Raw genomic sequence first — 20,959 nt, forward strand, 5'->3', positions numbered from 1 at the left:
GTGGCGCCGTGATCCCTTAGCGCGACCGAACGCCGCCCGTGCGGGAAAGTTACGACCGTTCACCCCTTCTGGTGGCGCGGCGGACAACCGTCCGTCGCGCCACCGTCATGTCCGCATACGTTCTTCCCGCTGCGAGCCGCCGGACCAACGGCGGCTCCCCATACGGGAGATCGGGGGTGCACTCGTGCGCATCGGACTGCTTACGGAGGGTGGCTATCCGTATGTGAGCGGTGATGCCAGGCTCTGGTGCGACCGGCTCGTGCGCGGGCTCCGGCAGCACGAGTTCGACATCTACGCGCTCAGCCGCAGCGAGCACCAGGAGCGCGAGGGCTGGGTCGAACTGCCGCCCCAGGTCAGCCGGGTGCGCACCGCGCCGCTGTGGACGGCCGAGGACGACGGCGCGGTCCTCGGACGGCGGGCGCGCCGCCGCTTCGCCGAGGCGTACGGAGAGTTGGCCGCGGTGGTCTGCGCGGGGCCCGCGCTCACCGCCGCCGGTATGCCTGCACTCGTCGCCGGTACGGAGGCATCCGTCGCCGGTACGGAGGCATCCGCCGTCGGTACGGAGGCATCCGCCGCCGGCACGGGGACATCCGCCGTCTCCGGAACCCGCGAAGCGCTTGAGGCGGACCGTTTCGGCAGTGCCCTGTACGCCCTCGCCGAACTCGCCCGCGACGAGGGCGGACTGGTCGGCGCCCTGCGCTCCGAGACCGCCGTACGCGCCCTGGAAAGCGCCTGTCGTGCGCCGGGTGCGCTCAGGGCCGCCCGCATGGCCGGGATCCCGGACCTGCTCGCCGTCGCCGCCCACTTCGAGCGGGCGCTGCGCCCCCTCTCCCTCGACTGGTACGAGGACGACGGGCTCGGCTCGGTCGACCTGTGCCACGCCGCGGCCGGCGGCTCGGCCGCGCTGCCCGGCCTGCTCGCCCGCCACTTCTCCGGCGTGCCCCTGCTGGTCACCGAGTACGGAGTCCAGCTGCGCGCCCACTACCTGGCCTCCGGCCAGGCACCCCCGGCGGTACGGTCGCTCCTCGCCGCCTTCCACGGCGCCCTGGCCGCCGAGGTCTACCGCCGGGCCGCCGTCATCACGCCCGGCAACACGCACGCCCGCCGCTGGCAGGAGCGCTGCGGCGCCGACCGCGCCAAGCTGCGCACGGTCTACCCCGGCATGGAGGCCTCCCGCTTCGCCCAGGTCGGCGAGAACGCGGAGGGCGCCGCGGGCGCGAACCCGGACACGCCGGTCGCCGACCCGGACACGCTGGTCTGGGTCGGCCGCATCGAACCGGCCAAGGACCTGATCGCCCTGCTCCACGCCTTCGCCGAGATCCGCAGGGAGGAGCCGAAGACGCGGCTGCGGATCGTCGGTGCCGCCGCCGGTGCCGAGGGTTCCGCCTACCTCGGTCACTGCCAGGCCCTGGCCGCGCAGCTCTTCCCCGACGAGGCGGAGGGCGTGCACGCGGTCGGCGACAACCCCGTCTCCTTCGAGGAGATCGGCGGCCCCGAGGTCCCGAGCCTCGCCGAGGCGTACGCGGCCGGGGCCGTCGTCGTCCTGTCGAGCGTCGTCGAGGGCTTCCCGGTCAGCCTGGTCGAGGCCATGTTCTGCGGACGCGCCACGGTCTCCACGGACGTCGGCGCGGTCGTCGAGGTCATCGGCGGTACGGGGCTGGTGGTGCCCCCGCGCAATCCGCGGGCGCTGGCCGAGGCGTGCGTGGCACTGCTGCGCGACCCGGAACGGCGTGAGCGACTCGGTGCCGCCGCCCGCGCCCGGGCTCTCGAACTGTTCACCGTCGAGCAGAACGTCGAGGCGTTTCACGGCATCTACCTGGACATCGTCTCGCACTCCCCGGTGCGCCGGATGGTGGTCGGCGAGGCCGGTGAGCCCCTGCCGTTCGGCATGCCCGCCGAGGCCCATGTGCCCGGCCGCTGGACCGAGTCCCGCCTCATGTCCGCGGGCCGGCCGCGCTGGGCGGCGGGAGCACCGGTACGGGCCACGGTGACCGCGACAACGGTCGCCGCGGTCCCCGCCGCTTCCGTCGTCGTCCCGGCGGTCTCGGCTGCCGTCGTCCCGGCGGTCCCCGCGGGAGAGTGCGTGCGATGAGCGAACACGGCGGAGTGAGCGGCCTGAGCGAACCGGGTGTGAAGGACACGCGGGACGAAGTGGTCGAACCGGATGTGAGGGGCGTGGGCGCGGGCGGCCGGCACGTGCCGGCGGCGCAGGGTGCGGCTGCGGTCGGTACGGACGTGCCGCATGTCGAGGGCGAGGCCGGTCAGCAGGTGCCGCAGGTGAAGGGTGCGGCGGATCTGGGCGTGCCGGATGTGGGGCGCGTGGGCCCGGGCGGCCGGAGCGAGGGCGCCGGGGGCGCCGCGCACAGGGCGGTGGGCCGTCGAGGCGCCGTCGACCCCGTGAAGGCGCTCATGCACCGGCACCGCGAACTGTGCGCACGGGCCGTCGACCCGCTGGAGATCGCCGCGGGCCTGGAGGCGCACGGCGTGACCGACCGGACCGCCGCCCGCTTCCGGCACCGGGACGTCTTCTCGCTGGCGGAGGAGATGTACGCCCGCGTGCCGCGCGACGGTGATCCGACGGCGCGGCCCGAGCAGACGGGCGCGTCCGGCGCGCCCGCCCGCTGGGCCGTACTCGCCCTGCTGCCGGGCGCCCTGTGCGCCGCCACCGTGGCGGGCCTGCGCCTCACCGACGGCCGGCCGCGCCTCGCCGTGGCCGCGACCGGTGTCCTGGCCGTCGCGCTCGGCCTCCGGGCGGCACTGCGCCGCGGACCCCTCAGCGCCCCGAACCGCAGCACCCCACGTGCGTGGACTTGCTGGCTCCTCGCGTACGCCCTCCTCGGCGACGGACTGCTGAGCGCCGGCCTCGCGGGCGGCCCCGACGGTGCCTGGCCCCCGGCCGTCGCGCCGCTCCTGGCCCTCGCGCTGGCCTGCGCCCCCGCGGCCTGGTGCACGCACCTCTTCTCCGTACGCGCCCGGCGCAGGCTGACCGTCAGCCGCGGTCTTGAGGAGTTCGCCGCCTCCGTGAAGCCGCTGCTCCTGGGGACGTTCGGGCTCTACCTCTGTTCCCTGGCCGGGCTGCTCGCCCTGTGCGGGACGGTCCTGGGCGAGCCCGCCGCCCTCGGCGGAGCCGGGGCTCTCGGAGCACTGCTCCTGCTCGCCCGCCTGCTCACCGCGCACGGTTTCACCCACGCCCCCGCCGTCGTCCTCGCCGCCGCGGGCGCGAGCGAGGCGACCGCCCTGTCCACGGTCTTCGCGAGCCGCCTCCCCGGCTGCTCGTCCCTCGCCACGCCGGTCGAGACCCTCGTCCGGGCGGGCGGTCCGGGGGCCGTCCCGGCCGTGGTGTGCGGCGCGGCCGCCCTCGTTCTTCTGGTCCACGCGACCCGCACCCTGACCCGCGCCTCCGCCCACGCCACACCGGCCGGAGCCACCCCGTGAGGACCGGCTCCCGGTCCCCGCACCCCCTTTCTCCCGCGGGGCCGACACCGCGGGCCCCACTCCCGATCCACGGCACCACCCCTGAAGGAGAACGCCAGATGATCACCTCCCGAACCGGAGAGTCCGCCCCGGGAGCCGCCCGATGAGGGTCCTGCTGATCGGAGCCAACGGATACCTGGGCCGCTTCGTCGCCGACCGGCTGCTCGCCGACCCGGCCGTCCAGCTCACCGCGCTCGGCCGCGGCGACGACGCCGACGTACGGTTCGACCTCGCCTCCGGCAGCCCCGGCGCGCTCACCCGCTTCCTGGACGCGGTGCACCCCGGGGTCGTCGTCAACTGCGCGGGCGCCACCCGCGGCGGCGCCCGCGAACTCATCCGGCACAACACCGTCGCCGTCGCCACCGTCTGCGAGGCCCTGCGCCGCAGCGGCTGCGGCGCACGACTCGTGCAGATCGGCTGCGGCGCCGAGTACGGGCCGAGCCAGCCCGGCTCCTCGACCGCGGAGGACGCAGTACCGCGCCCCGGCGGCCCGTACGGCGTCAGCAAACTCGCCGCCACCGAACTCGTCCTCGGATCCGGCCTGGACGCCGTCGTACTCCGCGTCTTCTCGCCCGCGGGCCCCGGCACCCCCGCCGGATCTCCGCTCGGCCGTCTCGCCGAGGCCATGCGCCGCGCCATCCAGTCCGGCGACGGCGAACTCAAACTCGGCGGCCTCGGCGTCCAGCGCGACTTCATCGACGTCCGCGATGTGGCCCGCGCCGTCCACGCCGCCTCCCTCTCCGCCGCCCAGGGCGTCATCAACATCGGCTCGGGCCGCGCCGTACGCCTCCGCGACGCCGCCGCAGTCCTCGCCCGGGTGGCGGGTTACGGCGGCGCGCTGCACGAGCTCGACGGGCCGCCGGGGCCGATGAGGCCGTCCATCATCCACCCCCGCAACGAACCAGACCACGTGCCCCCCACCGCCTTCCCCTACCCGGACGGCTGCGGCAGCTGGCAGCAGGCCGACGTCCGCACCGCGCGCGACCGCCTCGGCTGGCGGCCCCGCATCAACCTCGAGGAATCCCTCGCCGACATCTGGATGGAGGCGGCATGCCGTATCTGACCCGCTCCGCGGCGGGCACCGCGAGCACCGGCGTGGGACTCGGCTTCGGCGTCCCCGGCTACGCGCACCCCCTCGTCGCTCCGCTGGAGTGGGGCGAGCTGACCCGCCCCGCCACCCCCCTGCACTGGGTCGTCCTCAACGTCGCCGACGGGCCCGGCACGCGCCCCGACCCCCGCTGCCTGGAAACGGCGGGACGCCTGCGCAACGCCGGTGTCCGGGTGCTGGGACACCTGGACACCGCCCACGGCGCCCGCACCTTCGGCGAACTGGTCTCCGACGCCCACCGCTACCTCGACTGGTACCGCACCGACGGTTTCTTCCTGGACCGGTGTCCCACCGAGCGCGCCGCGCTCCCCGAGGTCCGCCGCATGGTGACCACGCTCCGGGCGCTGTGCGAGCGAGGTCACATCGTGCTCGGTCACGGCACGCACCCGTACGCCGGATACGCCGAGGACGCCGACCAGCTGGTCACCTTCTCCGGTTCCTGGGGCGACTACCGCTGGTCGCAGGCGGCCGAGTGGACCGCCGCCCATCCGCCCGAGCGCTTCTGCCACTTCGTGCACGGCGTCCCGCGCGGCCATCTCGAAGAGGCCCTGCGCCTCGCCCGCTGGCAGGGCGCGTCGACGATCTACTTCACCGACCACACCGCCGACGGCGGGCGCGCCGACCCGTGGGCGAGCCTGCCCGGCTACTGGGACGAGATCGTCTCGCGAGTCGGAACGGGTGTCTCGGAATGAAGAAGGGCGTGGCAGTGTTACAGGGAGAACGACCTCCCCCGGTCTCGGTTGCGCCCGAGCAGGGGGACACCCATTGATTGACCGATTAACGGAGTAACCGTGTCGCTGCCACCCCTGGTCGAGCCGGCTGCCGAGCTCACCGTAGACGAGGTCCGCAGGTACTCCCGCCACCTGATCATTCCGGACGTCGGAATGGACGGGCAGAAGCGGCTGAAGAACGCCAAGGTGCTCTGTGTGGGCGCCGGCGGCCTCGGATCGCCGGCCCTGATGTACCTGGCTGCCGCGGGCGTGGGCACGCTCGGCATCGTGGAGTTCGACGAGGTCGACGAGTCGAACCTGCAGCGCCAGATCATCCACAGCCAGGCGGACATCGGCCGCTCCAAGGCCGCGTCGGCGCGTGACTCGGTGCTGGGCATCAACCCGTACGTGAACGTGGTCCTTCACGAGGAGCGGCTCGAAGCCGACAACGTGATGGACATCTTCAGCCAGTACGACCTGATCGTGGACGGCACGGACAACTTCGCCACCCGGTACCTGGTCAACGACGCGTGCGTGCTGCTCAACAAGCCGTACGTATGGGGTTCGATCTACCGCTTCGACGGCCAGGCCTCGGTCTTCTGGTCCGAGCACGGCCCCTGCTACCGCTGCCTCTACCCGGAGCCCCCGCCGCCCGGCATGGTCCCCTCCTGCGCCGAGGGCGGGGTCCTCGGCGTGCTGTGCGCGTCCATCGGATCCATCCAGGTGAACGAGGCCATCAAGCTCCTCGCGGGCATCGGCGAGCCGCTCGTCGGCCGTCTGATGATCTACGACGCCCTGGAGATGCAGTACCGCCAGGTCAAGGTCCGCAAGGACCCGGACTGCGCGGTCTGCGGTGAGAACCCCACCGTCACCGAGCTCATCGACTACGAGGCCTTCTGCGGCGTCGTGTCCGAGGAGGCCCAGGAGGCGGCCGCCGGCGCGACGATCACTCCGAAGCAGCTCAAGGAGTGGATCGACGACGGCGAGAACATCGACATCATCGACGTCCGCGAGATCAACGAGTACGAGATCGTCTCGATCCCCGGTGCCCGGCTGATCCCGAAGAACGAGTTCCTCATGGGCACCGCCCTGGAGAGCCTCCCGCAGGACAAGAAGATCGTCCTGCACTGCAAGACGGGTGTCCGCAGTGCGGAAGTCCTCGCCGTGCTGAAGTCGGCGGGCTTCTCCGACGCGGTGCACGTCGGCGGTGGCGTGATCGGCTGGGTCCACCAGATCGAGCCGGACAAGCCCATCTACTAGGCGTCCACGCCGGTCCGTCGGACGTCCGGCTTCTCGGCAGGGGCCCGGCACCGCGTGTGCCGGGCCCCTCTCCGTGGAGCCCCGCCCTCTACGAGCGAATCCCGGCGCGCTACGAGCAGACCTTGCCGTCCCTCGGCACCGATCCGTCCAGCAGATAGCCGTTCACCGTGGAGTCGACGCAGTCGCTGCCGCTCCCGTACGCCCCGTGGCCCTCGCCCTTCCAGGTGAGGAGCACGCCGACGTCCTTCCCCAGCTCGTCCGCCATCTTGCGGGCACCCTCGTAGGGCGTCGCCGGGTCCCCGGTGTTGCCCACGAGCAGGACGGGAGCCGACCCGGGCGCGCTGACCTCCGGCGTGTCGTACTGCCCGGCGACCGGCCAGTCGTGGCACCAGCCCGCCGTGTCCCAGCCCATGAAGTCGCCGAAGACGGGCGAGATCCTCTCGAAGTCCGGCAGCAGCCCCTCTGCCTCCTCGGGCGTCAGCCGCTGCTTGTCGTCCAGGCACGATATGACTCGTTGGGCATGGGCCGTCGTGCCGTAGTGCCCGGAGGCGTCACGCTCGTTGTAGCCGTCGGCCAGCGTCAGCAGCTGTGAACCGTCTCCGCCTTCGGCGGCCTTCAGGGCGCTGGTCAGGGTGGGCCAGGCCTGCTCGCTGTACAGCGGCAGGACGATGCCGGTCAGCGCCAGGGTCTGGGTGAGCTTGCGGTCGGAGGACGCCGCGAGCGGCTTCGCGTCGATCCGCTCCAGCAGGTCCACGATCTTCTGGGAGCCCCGCTTCGGGTCCTGGCCGGTCGACTTCAGGTAGGCGTCCAGAGCGCGCTGGAAGCCGCGGGTCTGGTTCTTGGCATGGCCCACCGTGTCGGCGCTCGGGTCGACGACGGCGTCCAGCACCACCCGCCCCACGTGCTCGGGGAACAGATGGGCGTACACCCCGCCCAGCTCCGTGCCGTACGAGATGCCGAAGTAGTGCATCTTCGGGTCGCCGAGGATCTGGCGCATCAGGTCCAGGTCGCGGGCTGTGTCCGTCGTCGAGACGTGCGACATCAGTTTCCCGCCGTTCTTCAGGCAGCCCTTGCCGAAGTCCGTCGCGTCCTTGAGGTAGGCCGTCTCTTCCGTCGCGTCGTCCGGGGTCGCGTCCACCGACTCGGCGGCTTCCATCTCCTTGTCGCTGCGGCAGCGCAGACCTTCGCTGGCGGCGACTCCGCGGGGGTCCCAGCTCACCAGGTCGTAGCGCTGGTGGAGCTTCGAGACCGTACTCGCGTACGACGGCATCCTGGCGACGCCCGAGGCGCCCGGGCCGCCGAAGTTGAAGACGAGGGAGCCGAGTCGCTTGCCGTCGCCGGCCGCCTTCGCACGGATCAGCGCGAGGTCGATGGTCCTGCCGTCGGGCTGGGCGTAGTCGAGAGGCACCTTGAGCTTCGTGCACTGCCAGGCATCGCCCGGGGCGGGGGATTCCGAGGTGCCCTTGCAGGCGCCCCAGTCCAGTCGCTGCGAGGTCAGCGACGAGGGCAGTCGCGGCGAGGCGCCGGAGGAGGGTGTCGTGGCCGACGAGCCGGAACGGTCCTGTCCTCCGGACGTGTTCTTGCCTTCACCGGAGGAGCCCCCGCTGCAGCCGGCCACCAGCAGAGCGGCGGCGGCGGCCGCCGTCCATCGTGCGAAACGTGTCATGCGCTCTCCCCCTCAGCAGTGATCCGCTCGAAGTCGCGGATCACATGCAGGCCATAGTAGGCGCCTGCGCCCGACCGCCGTCGGAGCCTGTGGATAACGCTTTGACCTGCTGTTTTCTAGGAGCAGATGGTTCCGGCGGAGGGCACGTTCCCCTGCAGCAGATAGCCGTCGACCGCGTTGTGCACGCACTTGTTCCCGCTGTCGTAGGCCCCGTGCCCCTGGCCCTTGTAGGTCAGCTGGACGCCCACCGACCGGCCCAGCGCGTCCGCCATCTTCTTCGCACCCTCGTAGGGTGTGGCCGGATCGCCGGTGTTGCCGACGACGAGGATCGGCGCCGATCCGGGCGCGCTCACGTCGGGGTGGTCGGCCGCGCCCGCCACCGGCCAGTCACTGCAGCTGACCATGCCCCAGGCCAGGTAGTCGCCGAACAGCGGCGAGGCCGACCGGAACTCAGGCAGCTTCGCCTCCACGTCGGCCGTGGTGTAGCGCGGCTTGTCGTCGGCGCAGTTGATGGAGACGTTGGCCGCGGTGATGTTGCTGTACTCGCCGTCCTCGTTGCGCCCGTTCATCGAGTCGGACAGCAGCATCAGCACCTTGCCGTCACCGTCGTACGCCTCCTCGAGGCCCTGCGTGAGGTACTCCCAGAAGTCCTTGGAGTACAGGGCCTGGGCGATGCCGCTGGTCGCCGCGGTCTGGGTGAGCTCACGGGGGAAGACGCCGGGAATCGGCTTGCGGTCGAGGTCCGCCAGCAGTTTCGCGATGCGGTCCTTGACGTCCTGCGGGGAGTCGCCGACCGGGCAGTCCTCCGTCTTCGAGGTGCAGTCCTCGGCGAAGTTGTCGAGCGCGAGCTGGAAACCCCTGGCCTGTCCCAAAGAGCCCTGTTCCGGCGTCTGCGTCGGGTCGACGACGGCGTCGAAGACGGCACGTCCCACCTTCCCGGGGAACAGGTGCGCGTACACGCCGCCCAGTTCGGTGCCGTACGAGATGCCGAAGTAGTACAGCTTGTCGTCGCCGAGCACCTGCCGCATCAGGTCCATGTCACGGGCCGCGTCGGTCGTCCGCACGTGCGGCAGGGTCCGGCCCGAGTTCTTCTCGCAGGCCGCGTTGAACTGCTTGGTGTTGTCGAGCAGCGCGGCGCGTTCCGCCGCGTCGTCCGGCGTCGCGTCCTGCTCGAAGTACTCGTCGAGCTGCTGGTCGTCCTCGCACTTCACGCCCGCGCTGCGGCCGACCCCGCGAGGGTCGAAACTCACCAGGTCGTAGCGGGTGCGCAGCTTCGCGTAGTCCTCGCCGAAGGCGGGCAGCGCGGTGATTCCGGAGCCGCCGGGGCCGCCGAAGTTGAAGACGAGCGAGCCGATGCGCTTGCTCCTGTCGCCGCTGGTCCCGGCCCGGATCAGGGCGATGCCGATCGTGTCGCCGGTGGGCTTGTCCCAGTCGAGTGGCGCCTTCATCGTGGCGCACTGCCACTTGGCGCCCCCCGGCAGCGGCGAGGGTGCGTTGCCGCCGCCCTCGGACGCGGACGGCGCGGGGCAGTCCTTCCAGCTCAGCTTCTGAACCGTCAGGTCCTCGTCCTTGGAGTCGTCGTCACTGCAGCCCGTCATCAGCGACGACAGCAGGAGGGCGGCGGTGGTGAGGGCAGCGGCGCGCAGTCGGGGCGGCTTCGGCATGATCCCATCCTGAGGTCGCGCCTGGCGGGACGCTCGGGGCGCGGGCCGTGCGGGTGAGGAGCGGCCGTGGGCGGTTCGACCGGATCACGTGGAGGCTCGTAGGGATCACCCGGGGGTCGTACGGATGCCCCGAGGGCTCGTGAGGACTGCCCGCGACAGGCTAGAGCGCGCCCTTGCGGGTCAGGTGGTTGAAGAACAGCCACCCCGGCAGCACCGGGAGCCAGAGCGTCAGGAGCCGGTACAGCAGTACCGCGGGTGCCGCGACCTCCTTGGGGAGCCCGACGGCGATCAGGCCGACCGTCAGCGTCGCCTCGACCGCGCCGACGCCACCCGGGGTCGGCGCCGCCGAGCCGAGCGCGTTGCCCGCCAGGAAGACGACGGCGACGCTGGCGAGGCTGAGGGTGGTCGTCTCCTCGTGGCCGAAGGCCCTGATCGACGCGTCCAGGCACATCACGAAGCAGGCGGTGAGGAGCAGCATGCCGCCGATGCCGGTGATCAGCTTCTGCGGCCGCTGGAGCACGTCGAGCATGCGCGGCACGACCCCGGCGAACAGCGACCTCACGCGCGTGGCGACGAATTTGCGCAGGAACGGCACCGAGGTGACCACGAGCACCAGGACCGCGACCGTCAGCAGACCGGCGATGACCGTACGGGACGGCGACAGGGAGGGGGTCTTCTCGGTGCCGGTGAGATATCCGAACGACAGCAGCATCAGGATGTGGCAGCCGAGCCCGAACAGCTGCGACGCGCCGACACTGGCCACCGCGAGCCCGGGACGGACCCCCGCGCGTTGCAGGAAGCGGGTGTTGAGGGCGACTCCGCCCACGGCCGCGGGCGCCACGATCTTCACGAACGAACCGGCGACCTGCGCTGCCACGGTCCGCATGAACGGCACCCGCTCCGGTACGAAACCGAGCAGGCTCATCGCCGCCGCGAAGTAGCTCAGCGCCGAGAACAGCACGGCCGCGGCGACCCAGCCCCACTCGGCGCTGTCGAAGAGGGTGCCGAACTCGATGTGGGTCAGCTGCGTGAGCAGGAAGTACGCGCCGATGGCGCCGGCGATGAAACTGATCAGCGTGCGTGGCCGGACGCGCTCGAGGCGGGCCGGCTCGACCGGCGCCTGCGGCCTGATCAGCAGCACCTGGTGGCGGATCTGGGTGAGCAGGTCCTCCTCGCGTGCCTCCTCCAGAGCGTCGTCGATCGCCCGCTTCTCCGCCCGCTGCTCGGCACGTACGGCCTTCTTGTCGGGCTTCTCCAGTACGGGCCCGGTGTGCTCGTGGGCCTCCTCGGTGCGGGCGAGCTTGTCCTGCCGGGAGGCGTCCAGGACCGCGTCGCGCTCGCGCTGGGCACGCTCACGGGCCAGCTTCCGCAGGGTCGCGCGCGTGGAGCGTGTCAGCGCGATGGGCTGGAGCAGCGGGAGGCAGTCCGCGACCGCGTCCGGGCCCAGCACACCGACCGCCGAGGCGACCGCCCGCTCGGCGCCTACGCGCAGCCCGAGCGTCGTCACCAGCTGCGCGATGTCCATGCGCAGCACCAGGTCACCGGCGGCGATCTCGCCGCCGCGCAGGTCGGTGAGGATCACCGTGCCGGAACGATCCACCAGGATGGCGTCGCCCGCGAGCCTGCGGTGCGCGATGCGCCGCGACTGGAGCGCCTGGACCTGATGCCAGGTGTCCCGCAGGAGGTCGTCCGTGATCATGTCGTCGGGCACCGAGTCGAGTGTGTGGCCGCCCGTGTGCTCGTAGACCAGCATCACCGCGTCGGGGCCGAGTTCGGAGGTCGCGATCAGCTTCGGCGCGTTGGCACCGGCCGCGATGGCCGCGTACGCGAGGAGCGCCTCCTGCTCCAGGGCCTGGCGCAGGGACTGCAGGCTGCGGCGCGTGGTGATGCCGCGCAGCGTCAGCCGGCGCCACACGCGGTAGAAGAAGCCCTGCGCCTGCTGTTCCCGGTCGACGACCGTGACGTCCAGGGGCGGGCCGTCCTCCAGGGTGACGAAGTAGCGCCGGCCACGGTCGCCGTTGTCCGTGGTGTCCGGCGCCTCGTCGCGGGCCGCGCTCACCGGGTGGAAACCGACGTGCCGCAGCCCCGCCATCAGCGTCCGGCCGGTCGGCCGCACGTTCGGCGAGCCGACCGCGTACAGCGTCCCGTAGGCGATCGTCCAGCCGATCAGCACGGTCAGGAGGATCGAGAACGGTGTCGTGTAGCCGGTGACCAGCATCGAGAAGGCGTCCAGGCACAGCACCACCCACAGCACGGCACGCCAGCGCGGCCGGCGGGACATGCCGACGGCCGTCATGTAGGCGATGACGGGCGCGAGGTAGCCGTGCACCGGGTCGGTGAGGGCGTGGACATCGCCGGGCGAGGGCTGGGTGAGCGCTTCCTGGATGGAATGCGGCGCGGCCTTGGCGACCCACAGGTCGGTGGCGAGCGTCACTCCGTGCGCGAGGACGGCGGCGAGCACACCGTCGGCGATGCGCAGACCGTCCCGCTTGATCAGCCGCTCGATCGCGAACGCGACCGGCACCAGGAGGATCGCGATGCTCGACACCAGGCCGGCGATCTTGATCAGCAGGTCGGGTGCCTGGCCGGTGCCCTTGTTGATGTCCTGTTCGAGCCCCGACGTGGTGCCGTGGGCGAACGCGGCGACGGCCAGCAGCAGCACGATCGCGAGGAACCCCACGAGGAGCCGCATCAGGTCCGAGGGGCGGTGCACGCGCGCGGGGAGCAGCGGTTCGTCGCCCTCGACCTCGTCGTTGTGCGGGTCCTCGGCGCAGTCGGCGCTCTGTCCGCTCACGTCGTCCGCAGCCAGGTTCGTGGGCGCTCGGTCGCCTGCCCGAGTGGTGTCCGGGCGCGACGACGACTCAGAGGTGCCCTCCGCGTCCTCGGGGTGCACACCCTGCTGTTTCATCGTCTCTTCTTGATCTCGTATCACCTGTCACCGCCCGCACGATGGTGGCATGCCCGGCCGGGACACGGGGGCAGGAGGGTGCAATACGGGGGGCGCACCGTCTGCCGGAAGCAGGTCCTCGGGGCGAGTGCTGCGCCCCGTGACCGCCGCGTCGCGTTGTCGGTGGGGTGGGGCAGGATGGGTCGGATGAGTGAGGAGAGCCTTCCGGCGGACGCCCTGCCGGAGTACGCGGAACGGGTGCTCGACGTGGCCGAGCTGATCCCGTCCGGGCACGTCATGACGTACGGGGACGTCGCCGAATGGCTGGACGAGGGCGGCCCGCGTCAGGTGGGCCGGGTGATGGCCCTGTACGGAGGGGCGGTCCCGTGGTGGCGCGTCATCCGCGCGGACGGGGTGCTGGTCCCCGGCCACGAACTGGAGGCGCTGAGCCACTACCGCGCGGAGGGCACGCCCCTGAAGGAAGCCGGCCGGACCTCCGAAGGTCATCTGCCGCGCGTCGACATGAGACGGGCCAGATGGGACGGGGGCGAGCGCGCGGAAGGTCACACCTGACAGCTTCCGCCATCGGACGGGCGAACGGGGAACCTGTGGCCCGTACGGGGGAAGTCGGGCACCCGCGCGGCATGCCGTACGTTCGAGCAGCGAGGGACGCGCGGGGCACGCGGCATGGGGGGGAAGCCCTCCTTCCACGGCGTCCACCGGCGTAGCGTCTTCCCGGGTGTCCACCGGTGTGGCACCGGCGACGCGCGTCTCCGTCACCCCGCTGTCACCCCCTCCCGCACGCGCCGGCCCTCGTACCGGACGCCCGACCACCCCTGAACGAGGGCGCTCAGCGCCCGCAGTGACCGAACGCACAACCACCAGGACCGGCGAACCACGTGAGCTCCTCCTCTTCCACCAGGCGCCTGTCGCACCACCAGGTGCGCCAGGGGACCCGTGGCGCCTACCGACTGGTGCGTACCCCGCCGGCCCGGCCGGATCCCCCTCGTCTGGACGCGGCGCAGCGCTCCGTGGTTGACCACACGGGGGGCCCGCTGCTCGTTCTGGCCGGCCCCGGCACGGGCAAGACGACCACGCTCGTCGAATCGGTGGCGGCACGCGTCGCCCGGGGCGGAGACCCGCAGCGCATCCTGGTGCTGACCTTCAGCCGCAAGGCGGCCGTCGAGCTGCGTGACCGCATGGCGCTGCGCATCGGAGCCGCGCGCGCCCCACGGGCGACCACGTTCCACTCGTACTGCTACGCCCTGGTCCGCGCCCATCAGGACAGCGACCTGTTCGCCGAGCCCCTGCGGCTGCTGTCCGGTCCCGAGCAGGACGTGGCGGTGCGTGAGCTGCTCGCGGGGCAGCCCGCCCTGGAGCGGCTCGGCCTCGCGCACGTGCGCTGGCCGGACGAACTGCGGGCCTGCCTGACCACCCGCGGTTTCGCGGACGAGGTCCGCGCGGTGCTGGCCCGCAGCCGCGAGCTGGGACTGAGCCCCGACGCCCTCGACGCGTTCGCCTCACGCATCGGCCGCCCGGACTGGCGGGCGGCGGCCGCCTTCCTCGCCGAGTACCTCGACGTGCTCGACATGCAGGGAGTGCTCGACTACGCCGAACTCGTCCACCGCGCGGTGCTGCTCGCCGGCCGGGCGGAGGTCGCCGAACGGCTGGCCGCCCAGTACGACGCGGTCTACGTGGACGAGTACCAGGACACCGACCCCGCACAGGTACGGCTGCTGCACGCCCTCGCGGGAGGCGGCCGCACCCTGGTGGCCTTCGGCGATCCCGACCAGTCGATCTACGCGTTCCGCGGTGCCGACGTGAACGGCATCCTGGAATTCCCGCACGCGTTCCCGCGCGTGGACGGAAGCCCGGCGCCGGTGGCGGTCCTCGGCACGTCCCGCCGCTCGGGCGCGGCCCTGCTCGGTGCCACGCGTCTGGTCACCCAGCGCATGCCGCTGACCCGCCTGCCTGCGGAGAAGGTCCGCGCCCACCGCGAGCTCACGCCGGTCCGCGGCGGAGGGCGCGTCGAGGTCTACACGTACCCGACACCGGGCACGGAGCTGGACAACATCGCGGACATCCTCCGCCGCGCGCATCTGGAGGACGGCGTTCCGTGGGGCGAGATGGCGGTCCTGGTGCGCGCGGGCTCCCGCACCATCCCCGCCGTCCGGCGCGCTCTCACGGCCGCGGGCGTCCCCCTGGACATCGACGGCGACGATCTGCCGCTGCGCCACGAACCGGCGGTGGCACCCCTGCTCGCGGCCCTGAGGGCGGTGGCGACGGCGGCGGCGGAAACGGTGGGCGTCGGCTCCGCGGACCCCACCGAGCCTGCGGATCCCGCGGAGCTGACGGACCCGAAGGCGCCCGCGCCGTCGACCCCGGCGGACTCCGGAACGGCCGCCTCCGGTCGGGTGGGAGCCTGGCTCGACACCGAGACCGCGCTCACCCTGCTCACCTCGCCCCTCGCCGGCATGGACGCCGCCGACCTGCGCCGCCTCGGCCGTGCCCTGCGTGAGGAGGAGCGCGCCGGAGGCAACCACGTGCCCCCGCCCTCCGACGAACTGCTGAGGCGTGCACTCGCCGAACCGGAACGGCTGGTGGCCCACGATCCGGCGTACGCCAGGGGCGCACAACGCCTGGGCGCGCTGCTGCGCAAGGCACGCGAACGACTCGCGGGCGGCGGCACGGCGGAGGAGGCCCTCTGGGACCTGTGGGAGGGCACACCGTGGCCGCAGCGCCTGGAGCGCTCGGCCCGGCGCGGCGGCGCGGCGGGGCGCAACGCCGACCGCGACCTCGACGCGGTGTGCGCGCTCTTCGCGACCGCGGCCCGGGCCGAGGAACGCATCGGTGGCCGCGGCGCCCTCAACTTCCTGGAGGAGATCGACGCCCAGGACATCGCCGCCGACACGCTCACCCGCCGGGCCGTGCGCCCCGACGCCGTGCGCCTGATGACCGCGCACCGCTCCAAGGGCCTGGAGTGGCGGCTCGTCGTGGTCGCCGGCGTCCAGGAGGGACTCTGGCCCGACCTGCGGCGGCGCGGCTCCCTGCTGGAGGCCGACCGCATCGGACGCGACGGCCTCGCCGAGCCCCTGACGCCCGGAGCGCTGCTCTCCGAGGAGCGCCGGCTGTTCTACGTGGCCGCCACGCGCGCGCGTGAACGCCTCGTCGTCACCGCGGTGAAGGCCCCGGCGGACGACGGGGACCAGCCCTCCCGCTTCCTCACCGAGCTCGGCGTCGAGCCCAAGGACGTGACGGGCCGCCCGCGCCGCCCCCTGTCCGTGGCCGCCCTGGTGGCCGAACTGCGGGCGACCACCGTCGACCCGCGCGTCTCCGACACCCTCCGGGAGGCCGCCGCCCGCCGCCTGGCGAGGCTCGCCGCGCTCGGCGACGAGGACGGCCGCCCCCTGGTGCCGTCCGCGCACCCCTACCGCTGGTGGGGCATGTACGAGCCGACCGAGAGCAAGGTGCCGCTGCGGGACCGCGACCACCCCGTCGTGCTGTCCGGAAGCGCCCTGGACCAGCTCGCCAACACCTGTGCCCTGCAGTGGTTCCTGGGCCGCGAGGTGAAGGCGGACGCCCCCGCGACGGCCGCCCAGGGATTCGGCAACGTGGTGCACGTCCTCGCCGACGAGGTGGCCTCCGGGCACACCCCCGCCGACCTCGACGTCCTCATGGAGCGGCTGGACTCCGTGTGGAACGCGCTCGCCTTCGACGCGCCCTGGAAGTCGTCGCAGGAGAAGGAACACGCGCGCGTGGCGCTCGAACGCTTCCTGAAGTGGCACGTCATGGACCGCACCGGCCGTACGCCGGTGGCCAGCGAGCAGGACTTCGACGTGACCCTCGAAGCGGGCTCCTACGAAGTGCGCATCCGCGGCTCCATGGACCGCGTCGAGACGGACTCCGAGGGCCGTGCCTACGTCGTGGACTTCAAGACCGGCAAGCAGGCACCGAGCGCCGCGGACGTGGCCCGCCACCCGCAGCTCGCCGTCTACCAGCTGGCCGTGAACCACGGGGCGGTCGACGAGGTCTTCGACGGCGTGCGTCCGGAGACCGGCGGCGCGGAACTCGTCCAGCTGCGACAGGGCGCCGCCAAGAAGAACGGCGGCGAGGCCTTCCCCAAGGTGCAGGCCCAGGAGCCGCTCGCGGGGGAGTGGGTCGGCGACCTCCTCGCCACCGCCGCGGGCAAGGTCCTCGACGAGCGGTTCACCCCGGCCGCCGGGCAGCACTGCACGCACTGCGCGTTCCGCGCGTCGTGCAGCGCGCGGCCGGAAGGCCGGCAGGTGATCGAGTGACCGCAACCGCTCAGCAGGCGGCCCAGGGATGTCGTGCCGGAGTGACCTGCCCCGGTGAGGTACCGCGCGCGGCGCCGGTACGTCGGACACGGGCCCGGGTGGCGTGCCGCACGGCGTCGGACCGACGCGGCCCCCGGGTGACCTGCCGCACGGCGTGGATACCGCCGGCGCGGCCCGAGTGACGTACCGCACCACGCGGCCCGGGTGACGTACCGCACCACGCGGCCCGGGTGACGTACCGCACCCCCCGAGCTGACCAGCACTTCTTCCGTCCCGTCGGCCGATGCGGTCCTCGCTGTCAGTGGGCGCCGCTAGCCTCTCAGACGTGCCAGCCCGTATCACCGACCCCGAGCAGCTCAAGGAGCTCCTGGGCATCCCGTTCACCCCGGAGCAGACGGCGTGCATCACCGCACCGCCCGCTCCGCAGGTGATCGTGGCCGGAGCCGGGTCGGGCAAGACCACGGTGATGGCGGCCCGCGTCGTATGGCTCGTCGGCACCGGCCAGGTCGCCCCGGAACAGGTGCTCGGCCTGACGTTCACCAACAAGGCGGCCGGTGAGCTCGCCGAGCGCGTCCGCAAGGCACTCATCAAGGCGGGTGTCACCGACCCCGACGTGATCGACCCGGACAACCCTCCCGGCGAACCCGTCATCTCCACGTACCACGCCTTCGCCGGCCGGTTGCTGACCGACCACGGTCTGCGCATCGGGCTGGAACCCACGGCACGCCTCCTCGCCGACGCCACCCGCTACCAGCTCGCCGCGCGGGTCCTCCGGGAGGCCCCGGGCCCCTACCCCGCCCTGACGCGTTCCTTCCCCGACCTGGTGAGCGACCTCCTCACGCTCGACTCCGAGCTCGCCGAACACCTCGTACGCCCCGAGGACCTGCGGGCGTACGACGCCGAGCTGCTGCGCTCGCTGGAGGACGCCAAGCTCACCAACGCCGACCTCCGCAAGGTCCCCGAGGCCGCCGCCGCCCGGCGGGAGCTCACCGAACTGGTGGGCCGCTACCGCACGGCCAAGCGCGAGCGCGACCTGCTCGACTTCGGTGACCAGATCGCCCTCTCGGCGACCCTGGCCCGCACCCGTCCGGAAGTCGGCGCGATCCTGCGCGACGAGTTCCGCGTGGTCCTGCTCGACGAGTACCAGGACACGTCGGTGGCTCAGCGTGTCCTGCTGGCCGGGCTGTTCGGCGGTGGCACCGGCCACCCGGTGACCGCGGTCGGCGACCCCTGCCAGGCGATCTACGGCTGGCGCGGCGCCTCCGTCGCCAACCTGGACGACTTCCCCGAACACTTCGCGCGCGCCGACGGCCGCTCCGCGACGCGTCAGTCGCTCAGCGAGAACCGCCGCAGCGGCGGCCGCCTCCTGGACCTCGCCAACGGCCTCGCGGAACCACTGCGCGCGATGCACGCGGGCGTGGAGGCCCTGCGCCCCGCCCCCGGAGCCGAGCGCGACGGCATGGTCCGCTGCGCGCTGCTGCGCACCCACGCCGAGGAGATGGCCTGGCTCGCCGACTCGATCGCCCACCTCGTACGCACCGGAAAGGCACCCGGCGAGATCGCCGTGCTGTGCCGCACGGCGACCGACTTCGCCGAGATCCAGGGCGCCCTCGTCGCCCGCGACATCCCGGTCGAGGTGGTGGGCCTCTCCGGTCTGCTGCACCTGCCCGAGGTGGCCGACCTGGTCGCCGTCTGCGAAGTCCTCCAGGACCCCGGCGCCAACGCCTCCCTCGTCCGCCTGCTCACCGGCCCGCGCTGGCGGATCGGCCCGCGCGACCTCGCGCTCCTGGGGCGGCGTGCCCGTCTGCTCGTGTCCCACGCGCGCGGGGACGACGACGACCCCGACCGCCGGCTGGCCGCCGCCGTCGAAGGAGTCGACCCCGCCGAGGTGATATCGCTCGCCGACGCCCTCGACACGTTCCTGGAGACGCCTTTCGGCGCCGAGGCCGAGGACGACGGGCTGCCGTTCTCGCCGGACGCCAGAGTGCGCTTCGCACGGCTCGCCGCCGAGCTGCGCGACCTGCGCCGCTCGCTGTCCGACCCCCTGATGGACGTCCTGCACCGCGTGCTCGCCGTCACCGGCCTCGAGGTCGAACTGTCGGCGTCCCCACACGCCCTGGCCGCCCGCCGCCGCGAGACCCTCTCCAACTTCCTGGACGTCGCCGCCTCCTTCGCGGCCGGTGACGGGGAGGCCACCCTGCTCGCCTTCCTCGGCTTCCTGCGGACGGCCGCGCAGTACGAGAAGGGCCTCGACAACGCCCTCCCGGGCGGCGAGAACACCGTCAAGGTGCTCACCGCCCACAAGTCCAAGGGCCTGGAGTGGGACGTCGTCGCCGTACCGGGCCTGGTCACCGGCACCTTCCCCAGCACCCCGGGCCGCGAGAAGTGGACCGCCCAGGGAAAGGTCCTGCCGCACGAGCTGCGCGGCGACGCCGACACCCTGCCCGACATCCATGCCTGGGACGCCCGGGCCATGAAGGCCTTCCACGAGGCCATGAAGGACCACCAGCACACCGAGGAACTGCGCCTCGGCTACGTCACGTTCACCCGCCCCCGCTCGCTGCTGCTGGGCTCCGGCCACTGGTGGGGGCCTTCGCAGAAGCGCCCGCGCGGTCCCTCGGACTTCCTGCGGGCCCTGTACGAGCACTGCGCGTCCGGGTACGGCGAGACGGAGGTCTGGGCCGACGAACCCGCGGAGGACGAGGAGAACCCCGCCCTGCACGAGGCCGCCGCGGACCACGCGTGGCCGCTCCCGCTGGACGACGTGGCGCTGGCCCGGCGGCGCGCAGCCGCGGAGACCGTCCTGGCCCACCTGGAGCGCGTCGCCTCCCATGACGACGCCCACCCGGGGACCGCGCGGCCCGGCGCCGTCCACGACCCCTCCTCGCACGACGCCCCGGACTGGCCACCGCCACCGGACGACGACGAGTTCCCCGACCCGGACAGGAACCACGACGGGGACCCCTTCACCTCCGAGGAGGCCGCCTCCGACTGGGACTCCTGGACCACGGACCGGCCTTCCGGGGCGCCCCACGCGCGCGCACCGCTCACCCACGAGCACGGACAGAAGGACGAGGGTGACCGGCCCGTCATCCCCCACGCGCGTGCCCACCCCGCCGGTCCCGACGACGGACTCGCGCCCTCGACCGCGCCCCTCACCCCGGAGGAAGCCCGCACCCTCGCCTCCTGGGACCGTGACCTGGAGGCCCTCACCGGCGAACTCCTGCGGGCCCGCGCGAGCGTCACCGACGTACCCCTGCCCGCGTCGCTGACGGCGTCGCAGCTGCTGCGCCTGGCCGCAGACCCGGACGGTTTCGCGCAGGAACTCGCCCGCCCCATGCCACGCCCGCCCCAGCCGGCCGCCCGCCGTGGCACCCGCTTCCACGCCTGGATCGAATCCCGCTTCGAAGCGCTGCGGCTGCCCATGCTGGAACCGGACGAGCTGCCCGGCAGCGAGGCCGAGATCGCCGACGAGCACGACCTGGAGGCCCTCAAGGAGGCCTTCGAACGCAGCGCGTACGCGCACCGCACCCCGTACCGCGTCGAAACCCCCTTCCAGCTGGCCATCGCCGGCCGCGTCGTGCGCGGTCGCATCGACGCCGTCTACCGGGAGGACGACGGCGACCGCACGACGTACGAGATCGTCGACTGGAAGACGAGCCGTACCCGCACCGCGGATCCCCTCCAGCTCGCCGTGTACCGGCTGGCCTGGGCCGAGCAGCAGGGCGTACCCCTCACCTCGGTCACGGCCACCTTCCTGTACGTCCGCAGCGGGGAGGCCGTCCGCCTCGACGGGCTCCCCGACCGGCCCGCACTGGAGCGGTTGCTCCTGGACGACCCCGCCGAGGACGCTCCGGAGGATCCGCCGGACGAGCGTGTCGGCGCGGCCCGATAG

General features: G+C 72.9%; 11 protein-coding genes. 8 read left to right on the forward strand and 3 right to left on the reverse strand.

The genetic code is table 11. The features are described from left to right. The first annotated feature begins 184 nt into the window (after positions 1–184). The 5 genes from ACFYP4_RS19100 (at position 185) to moeZ (ending at position 6,552) form a co-directional block, all read left to right on the forward strand. Entirely contained in the window at positions 185–2,092 is a 1,908-nt protein-coding gene (locus ACFYP4_RS19100; RefSeq protein ID WP_388786423.1) for a DUF3492 domain-containing protein, read from the forward strand. Next, positions 2,089–3,435 (forward strand): hypothetical protein, encoded by a 1,347-nt coding sequence (locus ACFYP4_RS19105; RefSeq protein WP_358850183.1) that lies wholly within the window; start codon positions 2,089–2,091, stop codon positions 3,433–3,435. The genes ACFYP4_RS19100 and ACFYP4_RS19105 overlap by 4 nt, the downstream gene beginning before the upstream one ends. Before the next feature lie 142 nt (positions 3,436–3,577). After that, positions 3,578–4,537 (forward strand): NAD-dependent epimerase/dehydratase family protein, encoded by a 960-nt coding sequence (locus ACFYP4_RS19110; RefSeq protein ID WP_358850182.1) that lies wholly within the window; start codon positions 3,578–3,580, stop codon positions 4,535–4,537. Next, positions 4,525–5,274: a spherulation-specific family 4 protein gene (locus ACFYP4_RS19115; RefSeq protein WP_388786426.1), complete on the forward strand. Its 750-nt coding sequence runs from the start codon at positions 4,525–4,527 to the stop codon at positions 5,272–5,274. Before ACFYP4_RS19110 ends, ACFYP4_RS19115 begins: the two co-directional genes overlap by 13 nt. Positions 5,275–5,373: 99 nt before the next feature. Then, positions 5,374–6,552: an adenylyltransferase/sulfurtransferase MoeZ gene (gene moeZ / locus ACFYP4_RS19120; protein ID WP_358850180.1), complete on the forward strand. Its 1,179-nt coding sequence runs from the start codon at positions 5,374–5,376 to the stop codon at positions 6,550–6,552. A 109-nt stretch (positions 6,553–6,661) separates the two neighbouring features. On the opposite strand, the gene ACFYP4_RS19125 is transcribed toward moeZ, so the two are convergent. The 3 genes from ACFYP4_RS19125 to ACFYP4_RS19135 all read right to left on the reverse strand — a co-directional run bounded on the left by ACFYP4_RS19125 (position 6,662) and on the right by ACFYP4_RS19135 (position 12,790). Next, entirely contained in the window at positions 6,662–8,218 is a 1,557-nt protein-coding gene (locus tag ACFYP4_RS19125) for an alpha/beta hydrolase (protein ID WP_388786428.1), read from the reverse strand. A 116-nt stretch (positions 8,219–8,334) separates the two neighbouring features. Next, positions 8,335–9,882, reverse strand: coding sequence for an alpha/beta hydrolase (locus ACFYP4_RS19130; RefSeq protein ID WP_388786430.1), 1,548 nt, complete (start codon positions 9,880–9,882; stop codon positions 8,335–8,337). 160 nt (positions 9,883–10,042) lie between these two features. Continuing rightward, positions 10,043–12,790 carry a lysylphosphatidylglycerol synthase domain-containing protein gene (locus tag ACFYP4_RS19135; protein WP_388786432.1) on the reverse strand — a complete coding sequence of 916 codons (2,748 nt, stop codon included), beginning with the start codon at positions 12,788–12,790 and terminating at the stop codon, positions 10,043–10,045. Between the two features lie 186 nt (positions 12,791–12,976). On the opposite strand from ACFYP4_RS19135, the gene ACFYP4_RS19140 reads away from it, so the two are divergent. The 3 genes from ACFYP4_RS19140 to ACFYP4_RS19150 all read left to right on the forward strand — a co-directional run bounded on the left by ACFYP4_RS19140 (position 12,977) and on the right by ACFYP4_RS19150 (position 20,959). After that, positions 12,977–13,342 (forward strand): MGMT family protein, encoded by a 366-nt coding sequence (locus ACFYP4_RS19140; RefSeq protein WP_358850176.1) that lies wholly within the window; start codon positions 12,977–12,979, stop codon positions 13,340–13,342. A 326-nt stretch (positions 13,343–13,668) separates the two neighbouring features. Next, positions 13,669–17,064 (forward strand): ATP-dependent helicase, encoded by a 3,396-nt coding sequence (locus tag ACFYP4_RS19145; protein ID WP_388786434.1) that lies wholly within the window; start codon positions 13,669–13,671, stop codon positions 17,062–17,064. Between the two features lie 283 nt (positions 17,065–17,347). Further along, positions 17,348–20,959, forward strand: coding sequence for a UvrD-helicase domain-containing protein (locus tag ACFYP4_RS19150; protein WP_388786436.1), 3,612 nt, complete (start codon positions 17,348–17,350; stop codon positions 20,957–20,959).

Source organism: Streptomyces sp. NPDC005551, assembly GCF_042871785.1.
Classification (GTDB): domain Bacteria; phylum Actinomycetota; class Actinomycetes; order Streptomycetales; family Streptomycetaceae; genus Streptomyces.

Bases quoted from the DNA above. Each gene is read 5' to 3' on its own strand.
- ACFYP4_RS19115 (WP_388786426.1), top strand. From the start codon at position 4,525: ATGCCGTATCTGACCCGCTCCGCGGCGGGCACCGCGAGCACCGGCGTG.
- ACFYP4_RS19135 (WP_388786432.1), bottom strand. From the start codon at position 12,790: ATGAAACAGCAGGGTGTGCACCCCGAGGACGCGGAGGGCACCTCTGAG.
- ACFYP4_RS19125 (WP_388786428.1), bottom strand. From the start codon at position 8,218: ATGACACGTTTCGCACGATGGACGGCGGCCGCCGCCGCCGCTCTGCTG.
- ACFYP4_RS19110 (WP_358850182.1), top strand. From the start codon at position 3,578: ATGAGGGTCCTGCTGATCGGAGCCAACGGATACCTGGGCCGCTTCGTC.
- ACFYP4_RS19105 (WP_358850183.1), top strand. From the start codon at position 2,089: ATGAGCGAACACGGCGGAGTGAGCGGCCTGAGCGAACCGGGTGTGAAG.
- ACFYP4_RS19150 (WP_388786436.1), top strand. From the start codon at position 17,348: ATGCGGTCCTCGCTGTCAGTGGGCGCCGCTAGCCTCTCAGACGTGCCA.
- ACFYP4_RS19130 (WP_388786430.1), bottom strand. From the start codon at position 9,882: ATGCCGAAGCCGCCCCGACTGCGCGCCGCTGCCCTCACCACCGCCGCC.
- ACFYP4_RS19140 (WP_358850176.1), top strand. From the start codon at position 12,977: ATGAGTGAGGAGAGCCTTCCGGCGGACGCCCTGCCGGAGTACGCGGAA.